The following is an 18,517-nucleotide window of genomic DNA, read 5'->3' as shown; positions in this document are numbered from 1 at the left end:
GGACTTTTTCCACCTTGGGTTTACCTATGTTAAAAAGGCGGAAAGCAGTAAAAATAAAGCATAATTCCCGAGCGAGAGAAACTTATGAAAATAATCGGACACCTGATTAACGGCGCGCTGATTCATAACGACAGTAAACCAACAAATTCCCAACTATTGGATGTCACCAACCCATCCACGAATGAAGTCATCGGCAAGATCTCACTGGCCAGTAAAGCTACCGTGGAAGAAGCCATCGTCGCTGCAGAAGCCGCCTACCCAGCTTGGCGCAACCTCCCCACTGCCAAGCGTGTACAAATTATGTACCGCCTGAGAGACCTACTGGAACAAAATGCGAGAAAGATCTGCGAGCTGATCACTCAAGAGCATGGTAAAGTGCTGAACGATGCGATGGGGGAGTTGCAACGCGGCATTGAGAATATTGAGTATGTCTGCTCCGCCCCCGAGATGCTCAAGGGTGAACACAGTAAAAATGTTGGTCCAGCCATCGACACCTGGAGTGAATTCCAGCCCTTAGGTGTCTGCGCCGGCATCACCCCATTTAATTTCCCAGCAATGGTTCCCCTGTGGATGTGGCCTATGGCTATTGCTTGCGGCAACACGTTTGTGCTCAAACCCTCTGAGCGAACCCCTTCATCAGCCCTGTTTATTGCCGAACTGGGGATCGAAGCCGGCATTCCAGCGGGCGTTTTAAATGTAGTAAATGGCGGTAAGGAAGCAGTAGATACCCTGCTAACTGACAAGCGCGTCCAGGCTGTAAGCTTTGTAGGCTCCACCCCAATCGCTGAATATGTCTATACCACCGGCACTGCCCACAGCAAACGGGTCCAGGCTTTTGGCGGAGCTAAAAATCACGCAATCATTATGCCGGATGCCGACTTGGACAATACCGTGGCTGCCCTGATGGGAGCCGCCTACGGCTCCTGTGGAGAGCGCTGTATGGCCATTTCAGTTGCTGTCGCCGTAGGTAACGACATAGCTGATGCCCTTGTAACGAAGCTTCAGCAGCAAATCTCTGCACTCAAAGTCGGCGACGGCATGGACAACCAAAACGATATGGGCCCACTGGTAACACCCTCCCATTTAAAGAAAGTGGAAAGCCTTATCGCCAAAGGTATAGAGGAGGGAGCAAAGCTTGTAGTGGACGGCCGGGAATTACAGGTCCCTGGCTTTGAACAGGGCAATTATTTAGGGGCCTGCTTATTCGACCATGTAAAACCAGAAATGGTAATCCATAGCAGTGAAATATTTGGACCGGTCCTCTGTGTTGTTCGGGTAGAAACCATGCAGGAAGCTATGGACATCATTAATGCCCATGAATACGGAAATGGAACTTGCCTGTTCACTCGCGATGGAGAAGCAGCCCGTTATTTTAGTGACAATATTAAAGTCGGTATGGTGGGTATCAATGTCCCCCTTCCCGTTCCCGTCGCCCATCACAGTTTTGGCGGTTGGAAGCGCTCACTCTTTGGCGACTTACATGCTTACGGCCCGGACTCAGTCCGTTTTTATACGAAACGTAAAACCATTACTCAGCGCTGGCCAACGAGCGGTGTAAGAGAAGGGGTACAATTTAGCTTCCCAAGTAATGGATAACGCCTAAATTTCTAAAAAAGCGGAGAGGAAGAGTGCAATTTACTCGGGGCCGCATAAGGCATGGATGTTGATTACAAGCTTACAGGGATGTATTCACAGCGTGTCACGAGAAGCGTTTTCTTTACTTCCAACCTAGGTAACGGAAAATCAAACTCAACCATATCCGCTATTCCCACAGTACATTCGGTAATATTTATTCCGGGTATTCAGTCCGTTTAATTAAACTAATCAGCAGCGGCTGCCCTTCTCTTCAATTTATCCCATAAAAACACAAGGCAGGGCACCTCTAAAAACCGCCTAATTTCCGACAAGAGAAAAGCAACCAACTTAAACTAGGGGCTTCCCCTTAACCCTCAACATTTCTAAGATTATTATCTACCAGTAATTATCGATAAAAAAAGGGCGCCATGCGCCCTTTTTTAAAAAATAAGAATGATTACCAGTGGAAATCAAACTTATAACCTACACCGATATTAAAGACCCAAGGGTCAAATAAATAATCACCACCAAACCTATGACGATAGCTTTGCTGTCTTGGAACATCAGTAAAGAATGTATCAACTTCAATGTCAGTATCAACATCGTAATAGATAACAGCAAGATTAATCAGCCAGCTGCTATCATGACCAAAATTAAAGTCAACACCCAGCTGCCAAGTGTATCCCCAGTTATCACCCAAATTAAGCCGACCAGGCCAATCTTCAGCTCTATTAGTAAATGGGTTAATCCAACCCCAGTGTCTTAGGCGCTCACTACTGAAATCGGTATAGTTAAGACCAACTCCCATATAAGGTTGTATCAGGCAACTAGGGTCCAAGGGATACCAGTTCAGATATGCGGCCGTCATCTGGGGCTCCCAGCGGGCAAAGTTACGGCGACGGCCGTCATAAGGCAGGCCAAACCGATCATGCCAACCACGGCGATGTCCACCTGAATGACGGTCACCATCAGTGTAACTCAATGAAACACCCCAGTGGTCCATTGGCTTCCATTCGGCATTAATAAACCAGCCCCATTCGTCACTTGGGTCGATGTTAGCTCGAAAAGCACCCCATTGACGATTAAATTCAGGATTAATGGGGTCCGGCCAGATGAGCAAACTATCAGCAAAGGTCACATTATCCGAATTCGGAGAAATGTAAGCAGCACCAATACGGATCTTAAACTCCTGGGTGGGCGGGGGAGGTGGGGCATAGCCAGCAGGTCCTGCCGAAGCGACACTAGAGATTGCTAAGGCGAGGGGCGTCATTACGGGGATCAGAATACGCGTCATCTTCATTTGTGGTAACTCCATTGATATTCAGCAGATCAAACAGCAATCAGCCCAATCAATGGTCAGTCTAGTCGCACGAAATTACGGGTGTTGAAAAAACGTTCAAATGTTGGCGTATAAACTTAGATTTATATTTATATGGCGGACAGAAAATCTTCTGGCGCAGAATTTATTGACTTCGAGGCTTAACCAAACGTATTTTTTTGTGCCTAGTTTAATTTTATTTACTGATTTCATTCAGCACCGCAATATTTCCATAGCGACAAATTTCAACTGTAGAAATATGAACAGATTATGAACAACAAAAGCAGACAGCAGTGTGGGGAACAATGCCAGGTTCCGGTGGAACCTGGCGCCATATACAGTACTCGAATAGCTTTTTGGTGCGGCTGAAGTAGAAAGATATTAACGTGAAGGGAAAGCAACGCCATCTTCTGGTGCAGAAAATCAGTTTTGTTTTTTACTTCCACCTTGACACTCTGGGCTTTTAGGAGCTTCTCCCTCCCATTCATCCGGCGCGTATGTGTGGAGTGCAAGGGCATGAATAGGGCCCGCCATTTCATCCGAAAGAGCGGCATAGACTTTCTGGTGCCGCTGAACTTTCCTTATTGACTTAAAGGTTTCGCTGACCAAAACCACTCGAAAGTGCATTTCAGATCCTACTGGCACATTGTGCATGTGGCTTTCACATTGGACATCAATATACTGCGGATTAAAAGTGGCACTCAATTTATCTTTTATCTGCTGTGCAAGACTCATAGAATATCTCGAAAATTTATCGACTGACTGTTTGTAATGTAAATTTTACAAAGCAAACACAAAAGTTATTAATATTTCACAATCAGCTTACAACCTTTGCCTGACGCTTCCGGGTTTCAACAATCGCTTCATAGGCAACAGTGATGCTTTTCATTTGGTCTTCCGCATGGCGCATAAATTCTTCCGGCAACCCCTTGGCAGCTATTTTGTCTGGATGATACTCAGCGGCCTTACGACGGTATGCTAACTTCAAGTCCTTATCAGTGGTATCTGGTGAGCAGCCAAGTACTGCATAATGTTGTTGCAGTTCAGACGCATTACTACCGCTACGATGTCCAAATTCATTTTGCAATGCGGCAAAAAGAGTCTCGTGCAAGCCCAAATCACTAGTGATCCGGCGTAAAATCTGCTCCTCCGCAGCATGTAACTCACCATCAGCGTAGGCAACAGCGAACAATAAGCGGTAAACCATTTCTCGCATTGCCTGATCATGCACCAGCATTCGATACTGTTTGGCGTAGTCATAAATGGTGTACTTATCGCTCTTCGCATTCTCAAAAATACGAATTGCATGCTTACGCTCTTCCGTCCCAAGACGCAGGTTATTCTGAATAAACCCTTCAATCAGCTGAACCTCAGCCTTGGATACCAACCCGTCTGCCTTGGCCATCTTAGCCAGCATTGAAAACAGAGTGACTATAAAAATGGTTTGGGCTCCATCCCGGTTCAGTACCGCCTTGGCTCCGCCAAGGCGCCGTAGGCCTGAACCAAAGGAGCTACCAACCCAGGCGCCCAAGGCTGCCCCAATAGGCCCCCCAAACATAAATCCGAATCCGGCGCCAATACCCGCCCCCAACCAGGACATATACTCTCCTCTGAGCGCGAATCAGCGCTCCTGTATCAGATAGATCTATTTAAAAACGCGAACATAATAACACGAGCAACGGCACGCCACTTTTCAGGAGTGACCAATTGGTCACAAATGAGGCAGCCTTCAAATGGTCAGATCGCTCTTCTCTCTTTCTTATTAAATGCTCAAGCTGCCGCTGCCTTTCTGCCACAATTATGCTTCGAGCATTCTCAACGGAATTGGAGAAAGGCTAAATGAAACTCGGGCAAGTGACACGTTTCTTGCGCCACCTAGCATTAGGCACATCACTATTAATGGTGTTAGCCGGGTGTGGAGACCAAAAAGACCGATCAGATCAGGCCACCAAAGTACAGAGCCAAGACTCTCAGGTTGACAGCACGGGGCACCAGGACTGGGAGACTGTAGTAGAGGTTCTTCTACACCCCAGATGCCTGAATTGCCATCAGCTGGAAATGCCTCTCATTAATGAAGGCTCACCCCATATACCACGCGTGGTGCGAGGTCCCGATAATATGGGCTCGGGAACTATGCGTTGCAGTAACTGCCACTCCAACCAAAACAATCCCGTCACAAACGCTCCCGGTGCACCTGGCTGGGCTATGGCGCCTATCACATTGAACTGGTCACATATGTCGTCGGCACAAATCTGTAATCTGCTTACGACACCCCAGGACAATGGCGGGCGCTCCCCCGAAAACCTGTTGCAGTTTATGAGTCAGAACCCCCTCTCACTTTGGGGGTGGAACCCAGGGGGGAAGCGGCAACCGGTAAACATTCCTCACGAAAAGTTGGTTGAAGCAATGAAGGGATGGATTGCTGCGGGAACTCCTTGCCCCACTGAACACACCCCAACTGATTGAAGTGATCATACCTGAAAAGGCGCAAGGCCAAGATTGGGCCTTGCTTGCTGGTGAAATACCGGCTCACGTTCATAGGGATTCCGCCAGGTGGTCTAACCACCCCCCACGCCCTCCCCTCCAGGCAAATAGTAGGTGTTCAGTGGTATCTTGGCGGGTTCCAGCGACCCTCAACTTTACCGCCCCTATTTCCTCAATAAGCTCTTCTGGAAGGAAGGCAAGCAGCTCCCCCCTCATAACAAAGTAACTGAGCACCCCATAGTCATTAACCACAACCTGGACTTTGCGCGGCAAGAGATCCTCACGCCATCCATCACTGCCTATTCCACGCTCCTCACCACAGAATGGTGATCTCCGAGGTGCTGCAAATGAGTACTCTCGGATAGTCGTAACCGGTACTTCAATCTCAGGCACACCTCTTTTTCTTGCTATCGCCAATGGATGGTTTGGGCTAGCAGCAATACACATTGCTGTCGAACCTACTCTGCGTGTAGAAAAATTAGAGGGCACCTGTGCCGAGATGGCCTCTGTAATCAGTGCCGCGTCAACCTCACCCTGGAGTAACATTCGAAGGGCCAAAGATTCATAGGCTGTAGTGATTGATAGACGGGCTCGGGGTTGCTGCGCCGCTAACTTTTCTTGGATTTTCAACGCCCAATTAAGCTGGAGCATCGCTGGAGCGGCCACTCGACAATCCGGTATGCCAGAACCACCCAACTCCGCTTGGATCTGCCGGGCAGTGGCAACCATTTCAGCCGCACGACTCTGTAGACGCCGCCCATCATCATTGAGCTTCAGCTGCTTGCCAATCCGGTCAAACAAGCGCGTATCAAGCTCCACTTCAAGTCGACGCAAAGCCTTACTAAGCCCACTGGCCGTTGTGTCCAGCCGGTCAGCAGCGCGCTGCAAGTTTTCAGTGGCAGCTATAACCAAAAATTTTTCAAGATCCACTATTTCCATTTTGGAAATAATACCACACAAAAAGGGATCGTTTAGTAACTAATATAACGCTAATATCTCAACCAACCAAATGGTATCAATAGCCAGTAAAGGAAATCATTTTAAAGGTGAAGACAACAACTAAAATCTCAACCCTTCTAAGAGTGGTTTATCTGGTTTTGGCTGCTCCAATAGTGTTTGCTGAAGAAGATAACTCCATAGGTATTCATGGCATGGCTTTAATCCCAGTGGGCGGTGAGCTGATCGCCTCTCATATGCCACTGCATGGTGGCCGCCATAGCTATCAGGTTTTGCTTTCACTAGACACTGATCACCAGTCAAAGATTGAAGCACTTTCAGCTGATGGAAAACTAATCACTTTAGAGCCAGAGCGATTCTCCCTGAACAAACTGAGAAACGGTAACCTCAAAGCATTCAATGCCAGGGTTTTTACTGGCCACTTTGAGCGCGACGGCAAGCCGATCTCCGAGCCTATCAAGTTTACCATTAAGAGAAAGCTCCTGGATCAAGACCTACGCAATCAGACAAGTGGAAACTACATCCTACTTAACCTTGAAAACACCGCCTTACTTATTCATGAAATCGGTTCTGTCGCAAGCTTTGATCAAGTATTAGAAGTGAAAACGAACGGCTCTCTCATAAAAAATGTTTATATTGGGAATACTGAACCACTCAAAGAAAAAAACTGGCCTAAAAAACTCTCAATGGAAGGTATCTCTTTCAAAAAGCAGCTGTATCTGGAAACACAGGATTTTCAGTAAAATGCGTCAACCCGCATTAATTATTCAAAACCTGAGACCTACCACCTGATGGTTACGAGCAAAAATGGGGAAAAAAATAATTTTCCACGCCAACCCGTTAACTTATTAATTTGCCGGATCAACAAATACAATTTTGACTGAATACAAATAATTCCCAAAGGGTCTAATCAGTTGCAGATCAATAGTAAGCCTATCGACTTGCCTGGCAAAATTATACTTGCTGGCTACTCGGACCTACTTTTTATTCAAACAGGAAATACAATTTTTAGAGCAAGCGATCTATCGATTGAACAACCATCAATGTCCACTAAAATATACCGGCACCCCAGGCGCTATTAATCTGGAAATTCACTTTATTATGTCAAAAATAAATTAGTAGCATTCTTTTTAATCGTTCGCTATGGATTAGGCAATAAAAAGGCGAATTCAGGTTCGCCTTTTTATTGCAACAAACTATATCAACTACCAGTAAGACTGCGAACCATACTGATCATCACACCAGCTGCCACCGCTGAACCAATTACACCGGCCACATTTGGGCCCATCGCATGCATCAACAGAAAATTGTGTGGGTTAGACTCAAGCCCAACTTTATTAGACACGCGCGCAGCCATGGGCACAGCAGAGACACCGGCGGAGCCAATCAATGGGTTCACCTTGTGCTTGCTAAACACATTGAGCAACTTGGCCATCAAAACACCTGCGGCAGTACCAATAGCGAAAGCAATAATGCCCAGAGCGAGAATGCCAAGGGTTTTTGGATCCAGGAATTTATCGGCGGCAAGCTTGGATCCGACAGACAGCCCCAGGAAAATTGTAGTTATGTTGATCAGGGCATTCTGAGCAGTGTCGGATAAGCGAGCCACTACACCACACTCTCTCATCAGGTTGCCAAAACAAAACATACCTAACAGTGGAGCCGCCGCCGGCAGAAACAGGGCAACCAGGATCAACAATAGTAGTGGGAAAGTAATCTTCTCTCTCTTGCTCACATGCCTCAACTGCACCATCTCGATGCGACGCTCCTGCTCTGTAGTTAGGGCACGCATAATCGGCGGTTGGATCATAGGGACCAACGCCATATAGGAATAGGCTGCCACGGCAATTGCACCAAGGAGATCTGGAGCTAGCAGGCTCGAGACATAGATGGCTGTAGGACCGTCCGCGCCGCCGATAATCCCGATAGCCGCTGCATCAGCAATTGAGAAATCCATAATCCCAGCTACAGAAAGACCAACCGCCCCAAGCACCGTGGCAAAAATACCAAACTGAGCGGCTGCCCCCAGGAACAAGGTGCGAGGGTTGGCGAGTAGCGGGCCAAAATCCGTCATGGCACCAACCCCCATAAAGATCACCAGGGGTGCCACACCGGAAGCAATAGCTACCGAATAAAAATTGTACAGCATTCCATTGTTGAAACCGGCATCCCGTGCAAACTCTGCTGCCTGGACCTGCACTGCAGCTGGCGCACTACCTAAGGCCTCCTTCAATGTCCCCAAGCTCGCCCCGCTCTCCAAGCCGAGAATCTGCGCCATCTGAGCCAGAACAGTAGCATCTCCCTGGGTCAGTGCTGTCTCTGCAGCAGAAAGTGCTAGATCAGCCCCAGGAATATTTGCCAGGATTCCACCAAAGCCGATAGGAACCAGCAGCAGCGGCTCAAATTTTTTGCGAACTGCAAGGAATAGCAATCCCAGCCCCACAATAATCATGACAAACTGGCCAGGCGCCATTTGAGAAACGCCGGACGATTGCCAAAGACTGATTAAATTATCCACTTGCGACTCCTACCTGCTATGCGATAGACAGCAGGGCATCACCCACCGCCACGGAATCGCCCTCTTTTACTGCCACATTGGCAACATTGCCGCTTCGGGGAGCACTCACCACAGTTTCCATCTTCATAGCTTCCAGAACCAGGATGGCCTGACCTTCATTGACCTGGTCACCTGGTTTCACCATTACCTTGAAGATATTACCTGCGAGCGGCGCATTTACTGGCTCTCCGCCAGTTGCAGATATTGGACTGGTATTAGCAGCAGGAACAGGGCCAATACCATTTACCGGAGCAACACCAGTCAGGTCACCACCATCCGCAACTGTAACCGTGTAACTCTGCCCTTCTACAGTAACTGTATAGACCTCCTCACCTTTATCATTCTTGACCGCACTATTCTCCTTTCCGGTTGGAACCGGCTCAAAAGCATCAGGGTTATTGCGGTTTTTCAGGAACTTCAAACCAATCTGCGGGAAGAGTGCATAGGTGAGTACATCGTCGATTTCACTCTCTCCATTGATGAGTGCAATATCCTGCTCGCCGGCCCTCTCCTGCAGTTCTAAAGTGAGCTTATCCAATTCAGGGGTGATCAGGTCGGCCGGGCGGCAAGTTACTGGGGTTGCTCCATCGAGCACACGGGTTTGCAGCTCTTTATTGACCTCGGCAGGAGTTGAGCCGTACTCCCCTTTTAGAACAGCAGCCGTTTCTTTAGAGATAGATTTATAACGCTCGCCGGTCAGCACATTCAGCACCGCCTGGGTGCCGACAATCTGTGAGGTGGGAGTTACCAGTGGGATATACCCCAAATCCTGACGCACTCGGGGAATTTCTTCGAGAACTTCATCGAGGCGGTCCCCTGCGCCCTGCTCACGCAATTGGTTCTCCATATTGGTCAGCATTCCGCCCGGAACCTGGGCCACCAGGATACGGGAGTCCACGCCTTTCAGAGACCCCTCAAACTTCGCGTACTTCTTGCGCACCTCGCGGAAATAAGCCGCAATCTCTTCCAGCAGGTTGATATTCAGCCCGGTATCGCGCTCAGTGCCCTCCAAAATAGCTACCAAGGCTTCAGTAGGGCTGTGGCCATAGGTCATAGACATTGAGCTGATAGCCGTATCGACATTGTCGATTCCGGCCTCGATACACTTAAGAGCTGTCGCGGTAGAGAGGCCTGTCGTTGCATGGCACTGCATGTGGATGGGGATATCCACTGCCGCCTTCAAGCGAGTCACCAGCTCATATCCCTCGTATGGACGCAAAAGGCCAGCCATATCCTTAATGGCGATAGAGTCCGCACCCATATCCTCAATTTGACGACCCAGGTCTACCCATAGATCCATGGTATGCACTGGGCTCACTGTATAAGAAATAGTGCCTTGAGCGTGCTTATCCTGCTTCTTAACCGCGGCCAGCGCAGTTTTCAGGTTACGCATATCATTCATTGCATCGAACACGCGGAACACGTCCACACCATTTTCCGCCGCACGCTCAACAAATTTTTCAACCACGTCATCCGCATAATGACGGTAACCGAGAATATTCTGGCCGCGGAATAACATTTGCTGAGGCGTATTGGGCATAGCTTTTTTCAGCTCACGAATACGCTCCCAAGGATCTTCGCCGAGATAGCGAATACAGGAATCAAAAGTAGCGCCACCCCAGGATTCCAGTGACCAGAATCCTACTTTATCCAGTTTTTCCGCGATGGGCAGCATATCGTCCAGTCGCAGACGTGTTGCGAACAGTGACTGGTGGGCGTCGCGCAGGACTACATCGGTAATCCCCAATGGCTTTTTAACCTCAGTCATGGGTTATCTCTCTCGGCAGAAATGATTAAATGTTGTTCAGATGCGAATTAATACGGCTAGCGTTTTTTTCTATGTTGTTCGATTGCCGCTTTGATAACAGCATGCAGACGCGCGTTATCGCCTGATGGGGAGTTTGTTGAAGATACGGCCGGCTCGGCCTCGGGAAAATAACGTGTGATAACTCGGGACATAATACTGGTACCAATCACCAGCAATAACAGGAAAGTAAAAACAATCCCCATCCCGAACAGCGTAATATCCAGTCCCTGTTGAAAAAGTAAATCTTGCACTATCTTATTCCCCCTAAGTTTTCAGGCGCGATCAAAACCATCCCCACTCGTGCCTGCCCCTATAATTTTTGCGCCAGCTTGAGGTCAGCCTCGCCCTTACAGGAGTCTTTTCAAACCCTCTATCGCATGTGCCTACCCGTCCCGCAATCTAATTCCCGAGACTTGCAAATACAACCACCCCAAAACTTCCCTGGGCACAATTTACAAAACTATCTACTATCTGAGCCCCATTCAGCAGCATGGAAGCTTGAACAATTTTCTATTATCAATACAAGTTGCTTTTAAAATCAAACACTTAATAGTTTCAGAGGCAACCGTGACGCATTGTTCAACATGCTCAATTTTAGTGCACACCCCCTCCACATAGAGGCTGATCCTCCTAAATAAAACTACGTATGAATGAGTGTTTTTACAAAACCTAACCAACTAGCTGATAGAATATGCGCCAACTTTTAGCCTTCACTTCTCCGTTTTCAACTTTATGACCAGTAAGACAGTTTCCCAGCAGCCAAAGATTTACCAGGCCCCTATGGAGGGAGTTATCGACCACCATGTGCGCGAACTGCTCTCAACTGTCGGAGGCGTCGATGTCTGTGTCACAGAGTTTGTGCGAGTGACAAACACCCGGTTGCCCCGCCGTGTATTTACAAGACTCTGTCCCGAGCTGCTGCAAAATGCCGAAACAACCACCGGCACCCCGGTGCGTCTGCAACTGTTGGGCGGAAACCCGGAAGCTATGGCCGCTAATGCCATAAAAGCCGTCTCTGTTGGGGCAAAAGCTATCGATCTGAACTTTGGCTGCCCGGCAAAGTCCGTCAATAACAGTGATGGCGGTGCCTGCTTATTGCAAAGCCCTCATCGGGTGGAAGCGATTGTTGGCGCTGTGCGCCGAGCCATCCCGGAAAACATCCCGGTTACTGCTAAAATCCGCCTGGGTTTTAATGACAGATCCTCTTATCTGGATAACGCCATGGCGGCAGCCGCGGGGGGCGCCAATGAACTGGCAGTACACGCGCGCTCAAAGGTAGACGGTTACAAGCCACCCGCTTATTGGGAATATATCAGGGAAATTCGCCAACAGTTGGAAATACCTGTTATCGCCAATGGCGATATTTGGACTCTCAAAGAATTTCAGCAATGTCGCGAGGTAACAGGCTGTAGCGCATTTATGTTTGGGCGCAGCCTTTTGGCCAGGCCGGACCTCGGCTTACAGATTAAAGCCCATTGTTCAGGGGAGAACTATATCCCTATGGCCTGGCAGCAAGTATTGGAACTGCTCTGGGGGTACTACCAAACAACCAGGGAAGTCTATCCGGCTAAATACCTGGGCAACCGAATCAAACAGTGGCTGGCATATCTCAAACTCGCCCTTCCTGAAGCTCAATTATTTTTTGACAAAATTAAACGTTTGCGAGAAGCGGAAGACATTGAGAACCTCTTTTTCCAGGAGCGCTGTGGTGGCCTAGAGAAAACTGAGGCTGCTTGAAGTTAATAAAGAGCTCCTGCACGGACGTTAACTTGTTAGCGTAGAAGATTATCAATTTACTCTACAAAGTATTAACTGACGGCTAAGGTGCACTAGCTCAGACTTGATCTGACAGTTACTGGTTTTTCAGAATGTGCTCTGTCAGGTTAAGTTCAGTTTACAAGCTTTTCCTTCCAGATTTTTTTACCATCTTAGCGAAAAAGTCTGGAAGGATTAGACCACTACAGCAGGCTTACTCTTCCTTTAGGTTTCCTCATGAAAAGTATTGGCTCCATTTATTACTTCTATTACTTCTATTACTTCAGCACCATAATTAAATTGAGTCGCTTATCAACCAATCTAATACTGTTAGAACGGTACTATATTTAGTACCCTTTGTAAGCCCTTTACTCGGCGAGAAATAACTTACTGTTGCTTGAGCACAAGGAAATTTCAATTAGGTTTTCTCAAAGAGTTGAACTGGCAGGTCATCCTGAGGTCTAATGAGGGCTTATAACAAAAAGTTGCTTTCTTTTTCTGTTCTCTAAGTAAGAGGGGGTGCAGAGTTTGTTTGTGTGTAGACTTGCTGCTATCGTAATCTTTTTTCTAAATAGTGCTATTGTTACAGCAAATGATGTAAGTATTTTTCTTGAGAAGAACCAAAAAGGTACTTGGTCTGTTACTTATAATTCTTTGAAACCAGTAAAGAGTATAGTGTTTAAAAGATCTCCGGATAATTCACGAGAAAAACGGTGGAAGCCCACTTCCAAGGCGTTTAGGTTTAAATACGATGGTAATATAGAAAAAGTTGCCAGAGTCGATGGCGAGTCGTTTAAGCAGGTTACTTTCCTGTTGGAGGCTACTTATACTTCCTTGCCAAAAGAGTATGCTCCTTTTTCACCATACTCCGATGGAGGGATGTTGTTCCATACTGGTCGTTTCTTTGCTTGTGCTGATATTTGCCTGCCACAGAATAATCAATGGTCTATAAAGGTTAAATCGGCTAAGTCAGATAATATCGTCGTACGGGGACAGATCCATACCGAAAAGGCAGAGTGGGTGGATGGTGATGATGGCATAAAGGTTTATGTTGGTAGAGCTACTCCTCAGCACGATAGTAATTTTGTTAGCGTTATAGATCAAAATCTTCCAGAAGTACTAAAGAGTGAAATCTCATCACAGCTCCCGCTATTAATGAATTTCTTTGCTCTTAACATGAGCGAGCTTGAATATAGGCCAGCCCTCTTTGCATCCTATAGTTCGACAAATGATGGTACTTTTGGACACAAAGGTGGAACCCTTCCCAAGCAGATATTTCTGCATTGGTATGGTGACAAAGCCATTGAAGGTATTAACAATGATGAAGTGTTCTGGTTTTTCTCTCATGAGGTTGCACATTTATTCCAAAGAGAGGGCGCAGATATCAGTGATCTTAAGGATCATTGGGTACATGAGGGTGCTGCAGATTTTTTTGCAGGTTTAGCTTTCGAAGCAATTCATGAGAGTGAGCTTTTTAAGTATAAGTTAAAAAGATCTCAAGAGGCTTGTCTCTCTGCATTAAAAGGCTCACCTCAGTATTCAACTTCCTCGAAGAAAAACCCAAGGCTTCACTATGATTGCGGACTTCTTATAATGAATGCAATTAACTACGAACTTGAGCATTTTGACTCGATGGATATGTTTGGGCTTTGGGGATTATATATTAAAAGAGTGCAAAATGGAGCCAGGGCGGGGGCAAGTGAGTTCTTAAATACAGCTGAGCCTTACTTATCTAGTGAATTTTATATCAGCTTAAGAAAACTTCAAGATGACTCATTCAATGCGTTTGAATTCTTTGAAAGCTTGAAGCCGCATTAATTTAATCAGCTTGCCAGAAATGCTAAATGGATAAGCTATTATTGATGATATTCTAATGAAAGGCATTGAGCTAAATTTCTATTAACATATATATCCTAGATTCCCACAATAATCTACACACTTGGTAATAGCAAAGAGGGCCAGCTGGCTGTAGGCTGGTTAGCTTCGAGACAAACAAGCCAGGAACCACATGGAAATCCATACCAACCAGCTGACCCTGAAGGAACGATACCAGATCGAGGCTCTCAATGGGCAGAACCATTCAACCCGAGCAATTGCGCTACAGCTCAATCGATCTAACAAGACCATCTCCCGTGAGCTAAATCCTTGCAACCCCTACTGTGCCGAGAGCGCTCATCAGCAGACGCTGCAGCGGCGCCATGGAGCGCACAAGTACGCCAAGCTCGATTTCACCATGAAAATGCAAATCGACCACCAGCTGAAAAATGCAAGTCCTTAACAAATTTCCGGCCGCATGCAGCTTGAGAAGTGCGATAAAACTGTCAGCTGTTCAACCCTTTACCGCTGGGTCAACCGGTTCAACTGGCGTCCACACTTGCCACGAAAGGGCAAGCCGTACCGTAAGCGTAATAAATCTGGTGCTGGGATGCGATTAATACCAGAGAGGGTAGACATTGATGAGCGACCCTTGATTGTTGATGAAAACAAAGAACTAGGCCACTGGGAAGGCGAAACTGTCCATGGACAAGATGGCTATTTTTTAACTCTTGTAGAGCTTGTTTCAAAGTTGTTGCTTAACGTACGGGTGCCAACAAAAAATAAGGTGATAGTGAGCAAGGGGATTAAGCGTATGCTCAAGCCTTATAAAGCGATGTGTAAAACAATCACCCTCGACAATGGTGGAGAGTTTGTGGACCACAAATCAATAGCTCGAGCATTGAAGTGCAAAGCTACTTTGCCAAGCCTTATCACTCCTGGGAACGGGGTTTGAACGAAAATAGCAACGGGCTTCTAAGACGTTTTTCCCAAAGGGTATGGCGATCGGCAAGCTCTCAAAGAGAGAAATTGATGAAGCGGTATCCCGTATAAACACCTGTTAAGTTATTGGAGCCCACTGGAGTTTTTGGTGGGTAAGCGTGTGTCACTTATTCCTGGGGATCTAGCGTTAAATCTATTACTCCTCTCTAGAAGTCAGCCCTAGATCCCCCCATAGCTGACTTAAGAACACAAAGCAATGTCATCAATAGATAATTTTATGTGCCGTGTAAAAAATACTGAAAGTGAACCCTAAGCCTTCAATTCAAGCTCTATTAAGTTACTTATCATCAATAAAGAGGACTGATTTATTGCATAAGGTGACTATTTGCCCCCTTTAAGTTACCAAGGAGCCAAATTGCAGGAACCGTACCAAATAAGAGGGGTCCACTAGATACCTCTTTTCATCAGCTACCAATGCATCTAGAAATAAGTAGAGAGAGCAATGCACGGTTCACTTAAGATATTTACCGCATTCACCTTATCCGCCCTCTTAGCCGCTTGTAGTGGCGGCTCCAGTGGTGGTAAAAGTACAGACACCCCCCAAGCAGACACCGGTACCAATACAGGATCAGATACTGGAACAAATGGGGGGAGTAATGATACAGGCGAATATACATTCAACCCGGATAGCCCATTGGCTACTTTAGTTGTAGGCACCAGCGAATACGCTGAAGGTACTTTGAAGCTGGAGAACACAGACAGTAAAAGTCCTACTTTCCAGGCTGCAACTATTGAAGGTCAATATGGCCACTTTAAGCTCTACGATAGCGGCAACTGGGAGTACCAGCTAAATACCACCACAAACAGCCTCAACAATGGCCAATCTGTAGAAGATATCATCACAATTCAACTGACGAATGGCGATCAGCATTCCGTTACCCTTGCAATACAAACCATTGCAGCCACCGAGAGCAGTATCGTTTTTATTCTGATGAATTTTTCAGATGCTGAGGTTACTGACGACCTAAGTATTTCCCAGCTTGCCAATATGACTTTCAACGATACAGATTCCCTGGATAACACTTACAAGGAAAACTCTCTCGGTCAACTGAAATTTCAACGTCACCTTAGTAATGACCAAGCCCTTGCACAATACTGCTATGGAGAGGCAGAGAATGAAAATAGCTCCATTGACTGTTTTGTCTACAGTATCCCCGATAATCAAAATGGAGGGGTGCTGAGCATTGGGAACGCTCAAAACCGTGCTGCCTCATCAAATGATGGCCAATACTCTGATGGTGGTTATACTTGGAGAGATAACGCCACTAACTGGATCGAGAATAACTTTAGGGATTCAAATAACCGTCCTGTTGATCTAAGCAACTGGAGGCATCGGGTATATATTTTTCCCAAAACTGCAAATAACGCCGGCCTGGTTGGTACTGGCGTAGCTTCTGTACGTGGCAGTTGGAGTATTATTACCGCAGATAGCGACCAGTTAATTATGGGGCACGAACTGGGCCACAATATTGGCCTCAGCCATGCGGGTAATGATGACAACAACGACGGTGACACTAACGATCGAGGTGAAAGTGAGTACGGTGCTGGTGGTGCCTTTATGGGCAACAGCTGGGAGTCACGCCTGTTCGGCAGTGCCCACCGTGAATATATGGGTTGGTACGATAGTTTTCCTGGCTACGCTACTACAGTCGAGCAATCATTCAACACCACCAGTGAAGTAGAAATTCAAGCAGTTGAGCTTACTGCCGGTGAGCTGAGTGGCTCCCAGCCTCAGCTTCTAAAAGTCCAGAGCAATGGAAGCAGTAATGGCGAAGATTACTACTATGTTGAGTATCATATCGCTCACAAGATACTTAATCCACGCTCCCACCATGCAAACATGGTTACCATACACTATTTAAGTGGAGGAACTGCCAACCAAGTCGCCACCTTGGAGGCACCTGGCGATTCTTTTACTGATACTGCTGCCGGGGTAACTATGGAGTTTAAATCAAGAAATTCAGATAAAAGCAGTGCTACCATTTCCGTCAACTATACAAACCAGTAATCTAGGAGATATCTATGAAAAACTTGGCTGCATTATTCATTACCCTTTCGTTGATATCTTATGCAGAAGCAGAGGAGACTATCACTGGTGTATTAGAAGAGGAAATATCTGAGAATTTTGAGACCGGAGAGATAGACCACCGATACTCGATTAAGGATGAGAATACTGGAAAATACTACTTTGTAGATGCCAAGGAGATTAAAGATAAAGGTATGAAGTCTGGAGAAAGAGTAAGAATTCGTGGAGATAGAGAAACTAAGCAACGAATTCGTATTCGGGAATCCCAGAAATTGGAGCTTGAGCGAGAAAGATAAGTTAAACTGATAAATTGGATTAGTTCAGATAAATACAGGGTGGTTGCGAACCATCCTGCATACTTTCCAATTCATTTTATAATTCAACCATTTCTAGCTCTGAAAAATATTCTTCTTTAGAAACTAGGCAAGCTCAAGACTAAACCAATCAGCAGATAAATTTGTTGTGGAGCTACTTACAACAAAGCGAATAGCTCTAAGATTTCATTTGCAAACCATATAGAACTCACTTCTAGATTTTTCATAAGATCCATGCGGTACCCCTTATCACAGCAGCCCCCGTGAAGGAAGCGTTCAATCTAACAACCCGATAAGCGGTAGCATTTGCAGACCGAAGAAAAAAATTTCACACCAGTTACAATTATTAAGAATTAATTCATTTGTAATTTCGCATACATGTGACCAATGACATTTTCAACTAATATTTTTTATCAAGCCTAATATAATACCCTACAGCCAGCACCTCTCAAAACGGCACTGCAATCTCGGTAAGCCCCCTTTACCCCCTATAACAGTCAACTTATCTCATTCCTATTGATGAGTTAGGAAATTAAATTCACTCTTATTTTTGATAATACTTCTCAATAAAAATTGCCTAACCCATAGCTATTCAGTATTAACCTACTCTTAACACAAATAAGAAGCTTTCAGGGATGAAAAAAGACACCTTAATAAAGCCAAGTTTGTCTGTATTTTCCATATCTATCTTATTGCTAAGCTTATCCAGCTTCGCTTCCGAGGCACCAAAAGTCCAGGTCGAGGTAGCCCTTGATTGGCAGCAGGTTAATCGGGAGACCTTGTACTGCACCGTCAACTCACCTCCCCTATTACAGATTTCTAGCGAGTTATTGTCAATTCTGGTGTTTAGCCAGTCTGATCAAGCAGCGCTCTGATCGGTGGTTGTCGCTTCCTCTCCATCCGTGAA

16 protein-coding genes are annotated in these 18,517 nt (G+C 46.3%); 9 read left to right on the top strand and 7 right to left on the bottom strand.

Features of this window, described 5'->3' with window-relative positions; all coding sequences use genetic code 11:
* Positions 1-84: 84 nt before the first annotated feature.
* A complete protein-coding gene (locus ACCI49_RS12600) occupies positions 85-1,596 on the top strand; it encodes a CoA-acylating methylmalonate-semialdehyde dehydrogenase (RefSeq protein ID WP_371839365.1) in 1,512 nt (503 codons plus the stop codon).
* A 436-nt stretch (positions 1,597-2,032) separates the two neighbouring features.
* Here ACCI49_RS12600 and ACCI49_RS12595 read toward each other — a convergent pair whose 3' ends face one another.
* The 3 genes from ACCI49_RS12595 to djlA form a co-directional block, all read right to left on the bottom strand.
* Positions 2,033-2,875, bottom strand: coding sequence for an OmpW/AlkL family protein (locus ACCI49_RS12595; RefSeq protein ID WP_371839364.1), 843 nt, complete (start codon positions 2,873-2,875; stop codon positions 2,033-2,035).
* A gap of 441 nt (positions 2,876-3,316) precedes the next feature.
* Positions 3,317-3,628 carry a BolA family protein gene (locus ACCI49_RS12590; RefSeq protein ID WP_371839363.1) on the bottom strand — a complete coding sequence of 104 codons (312 nt, stop codon included), beginning with the start codon at positions 3,626-3,628 and terminating at the stop codon, positions 3,317-3,319.
* An 82-nt stretch (positions 3,629-3,710) separates the two neighbouring features.
* Positions 3,711-4,493: a co-chaperone DjlA gene (gene djlA, locus ACCI49_RS12585; protein ID WP_371839362.1), complete on the bottom strand. Its 783-nt coding sequence runs from the start codon at positions 4,491-4,493 to the stop codon at positions 3,711-3,713.
* A 239-nt stretch (positions 4,494-4,732) separates the two neighbouring features.
* Between djlA and ACCI49_RS12580 the strand changes: the two genes are divergently transcribed.
* The gene (locus ACCI49_RS12580) at positions 4,733-5,359 is read left to right on the top strand and encodes a hypothetical protein (protein WP_371839361.1); all 627 of its coding nucleotides are present in this window, start codon (positions 4,733-4,735) and stop codon (positions 5,357-5,359) included.
* 69 nt (positions 5,360-5,428) lie between these two features.
* Here ACCI49_RS12580 and ACCI49_RS12575 read toward each other — a convergent pair whose 3' ends face one another.
* Positions 5,429-6,316 (bottom strand): LysR family transcriptional regulator, encoded by an 888-nt coding sequence (locus tag ACCI49_RS12575; RefSeq protein ID WP_371839360.1) that lies wholly within the window; start codon positions 6,314-6,316, stop codon positions 5,429-5,431.
* A 107-nt stretch (positions 6,317-6,423) separates the two neighbouring features.
* Between ACCI49_RS12575 and ACCI49_RS12570 the strand changes: the two genes are divergently transcribed.
* Entirely contained in the window at positions 6,424-7,077 is a 654-nt protein-coding gene (locus ACCI49_RS12570) for a hypothetical protein (protein ID WP_371839359.1), read from the top strand.
* Between the two features lie 458 nt (positions 7,078-7,535).
* Here the strand turns inward: ACCI49_RS12570 and ACCI49_RS12565 are convergent, their stop codons facing one another.
* From ACCI49_RS12565 to ACCI49_RS12555, 3 genes are read right to left on the bottom strand one after another with little or no spacing between them, the layout of a single operon-like run.
* A complete protein-coding gene (locus ACCI49_RS12565; RefSeq protein ID WP_371839358.1) occupies positions 7,536-8,852 on the bottom strand; it encodes a sodium ion-translocating decarboxylase subunit beta in 1,317 nt (438 codons plus the stop codon).
* 16 nt (positions 8,853-8,868) lie between these two features.
* A complete protein-coding gene (gene oadA, locus ACCI49_RS12560; protein WP_371839357.1) occupies positions 8,869-10,659 on the bottom strand; it encodes a sodium-extruding oxaloacetate decarboxylase subunit alpha in 1,791 nt (596 codons plus the stop codon).
* Between the two features lie 56 nt (positions 10,660-10,715).
* Complete coding sequence (locus ACCI49_RS12555) at positions 10,716-10,949, bottom strand: OadG family protein (protein WP_020414687.1); 234 nt, start codon at positions 10,947-10,949, stop codon at positions 10,716-10,718.
* A gap of 481 nt (positions 10,950-11,430) precedes the next feature.
* On the opposite strand from ACCI49_RS12555, the gene ACCI49_RS12550 reads away from it, so the two are divergent.
* The 6 genes from ACCI49_RS12550 to ACCI49_RS12525 all read left to right on the top strand — a co-directional run bounded on the left by ACCI49_RS12550 (position 11,431) and on the right by ACCI49_RS12525 (position 17,592).
* Positions 11,431-12,435, top strand: a complete 1,005-nt coding sequence (locus ACCI49_RS12550; protein ID WP_371839356.1) for a tRNA dihydrouridine synthase — start codon at positions 11,431-11,433, stop codon at positions 12,433-12,435.
* 537 nt (positions 12,436-12,972) lie between these two features.
* Positions 12,973-14,271, top strand: a complete 1,299-nt coding sequence (locus ACCI49_RS12545) for a gluzincin family metallopeptidase (RefSeq protein WP_371839354.1) — start codon at positions 12,973-12,975, stop codon at positions 14,269-14,271.
* Positions 14,272-14,461: 190 nt separating this feature from the next.
* Positions 14,462-14,731: a helix-turn-helix domain-containing protein gene (locus ACCI49_RS12540; RefSeq protein ID WP_371839353.1), complete on the top strand. Its 270-nt coding sequence runs from the start codon at positions 14,462-14,464 to the stop codon at positions 14,729-14,731.
* Positions 14,732-14,734: 3 nt separating this feature from the next.
* Positions 14,735-15,223: an IS30 family transposase gene (locus ACCI49_RS12535; RefSeq protein ID WP_371839419.1), complete on the top strand. Its 489-nt coding sequence runs from the start codon at positions 14,735-14,737 to the stop codon at positions 15,221-15,223.
* 489 nt (positions 15,224-15,712) lie between these two features.
* The gene (locus ACCI49_RS12530) at positions 15,713-17,278 is read left to right on the top strand and encodes a VCBS domain-containing protein (RefSeq protein WP_371839352.1); all 1,566 of its coding nucleotides are present in this window, start codon (positions 15,713-15,715) and stop codon (positions 17,276-17,278) included.
* A 14-nt stretch (positions 17,279-17,292) separates the two neighbouring features.
* The gene (locus tag ACCI49_RS12525; RefSeq protein ID WP_371839351.1) at positions 17,293-17,592 is read left to right on the top strand and encodes a hypothetical protein; all 300 of its coding nucleotides are present in this window, start codon (positions 17,293-17,295) and stop codon (positions 17,590-17,592) included.
* Positions 17,593-18,517 lie beyond the last annotated feature (925 nt).

Source organism: Microbulbifer epialgicus (assembly GCF_041447265.1).
GTDB lineage: Bacteria > Pseudomonadota > Gammaproteobacteria > Pseudomonadales > Cellvibrionaceae > Microbulbifer > Microbulbifer epialgicus.
This window is presented reverse-complemented; position numbering and strand designations above follow the sequence as displayed.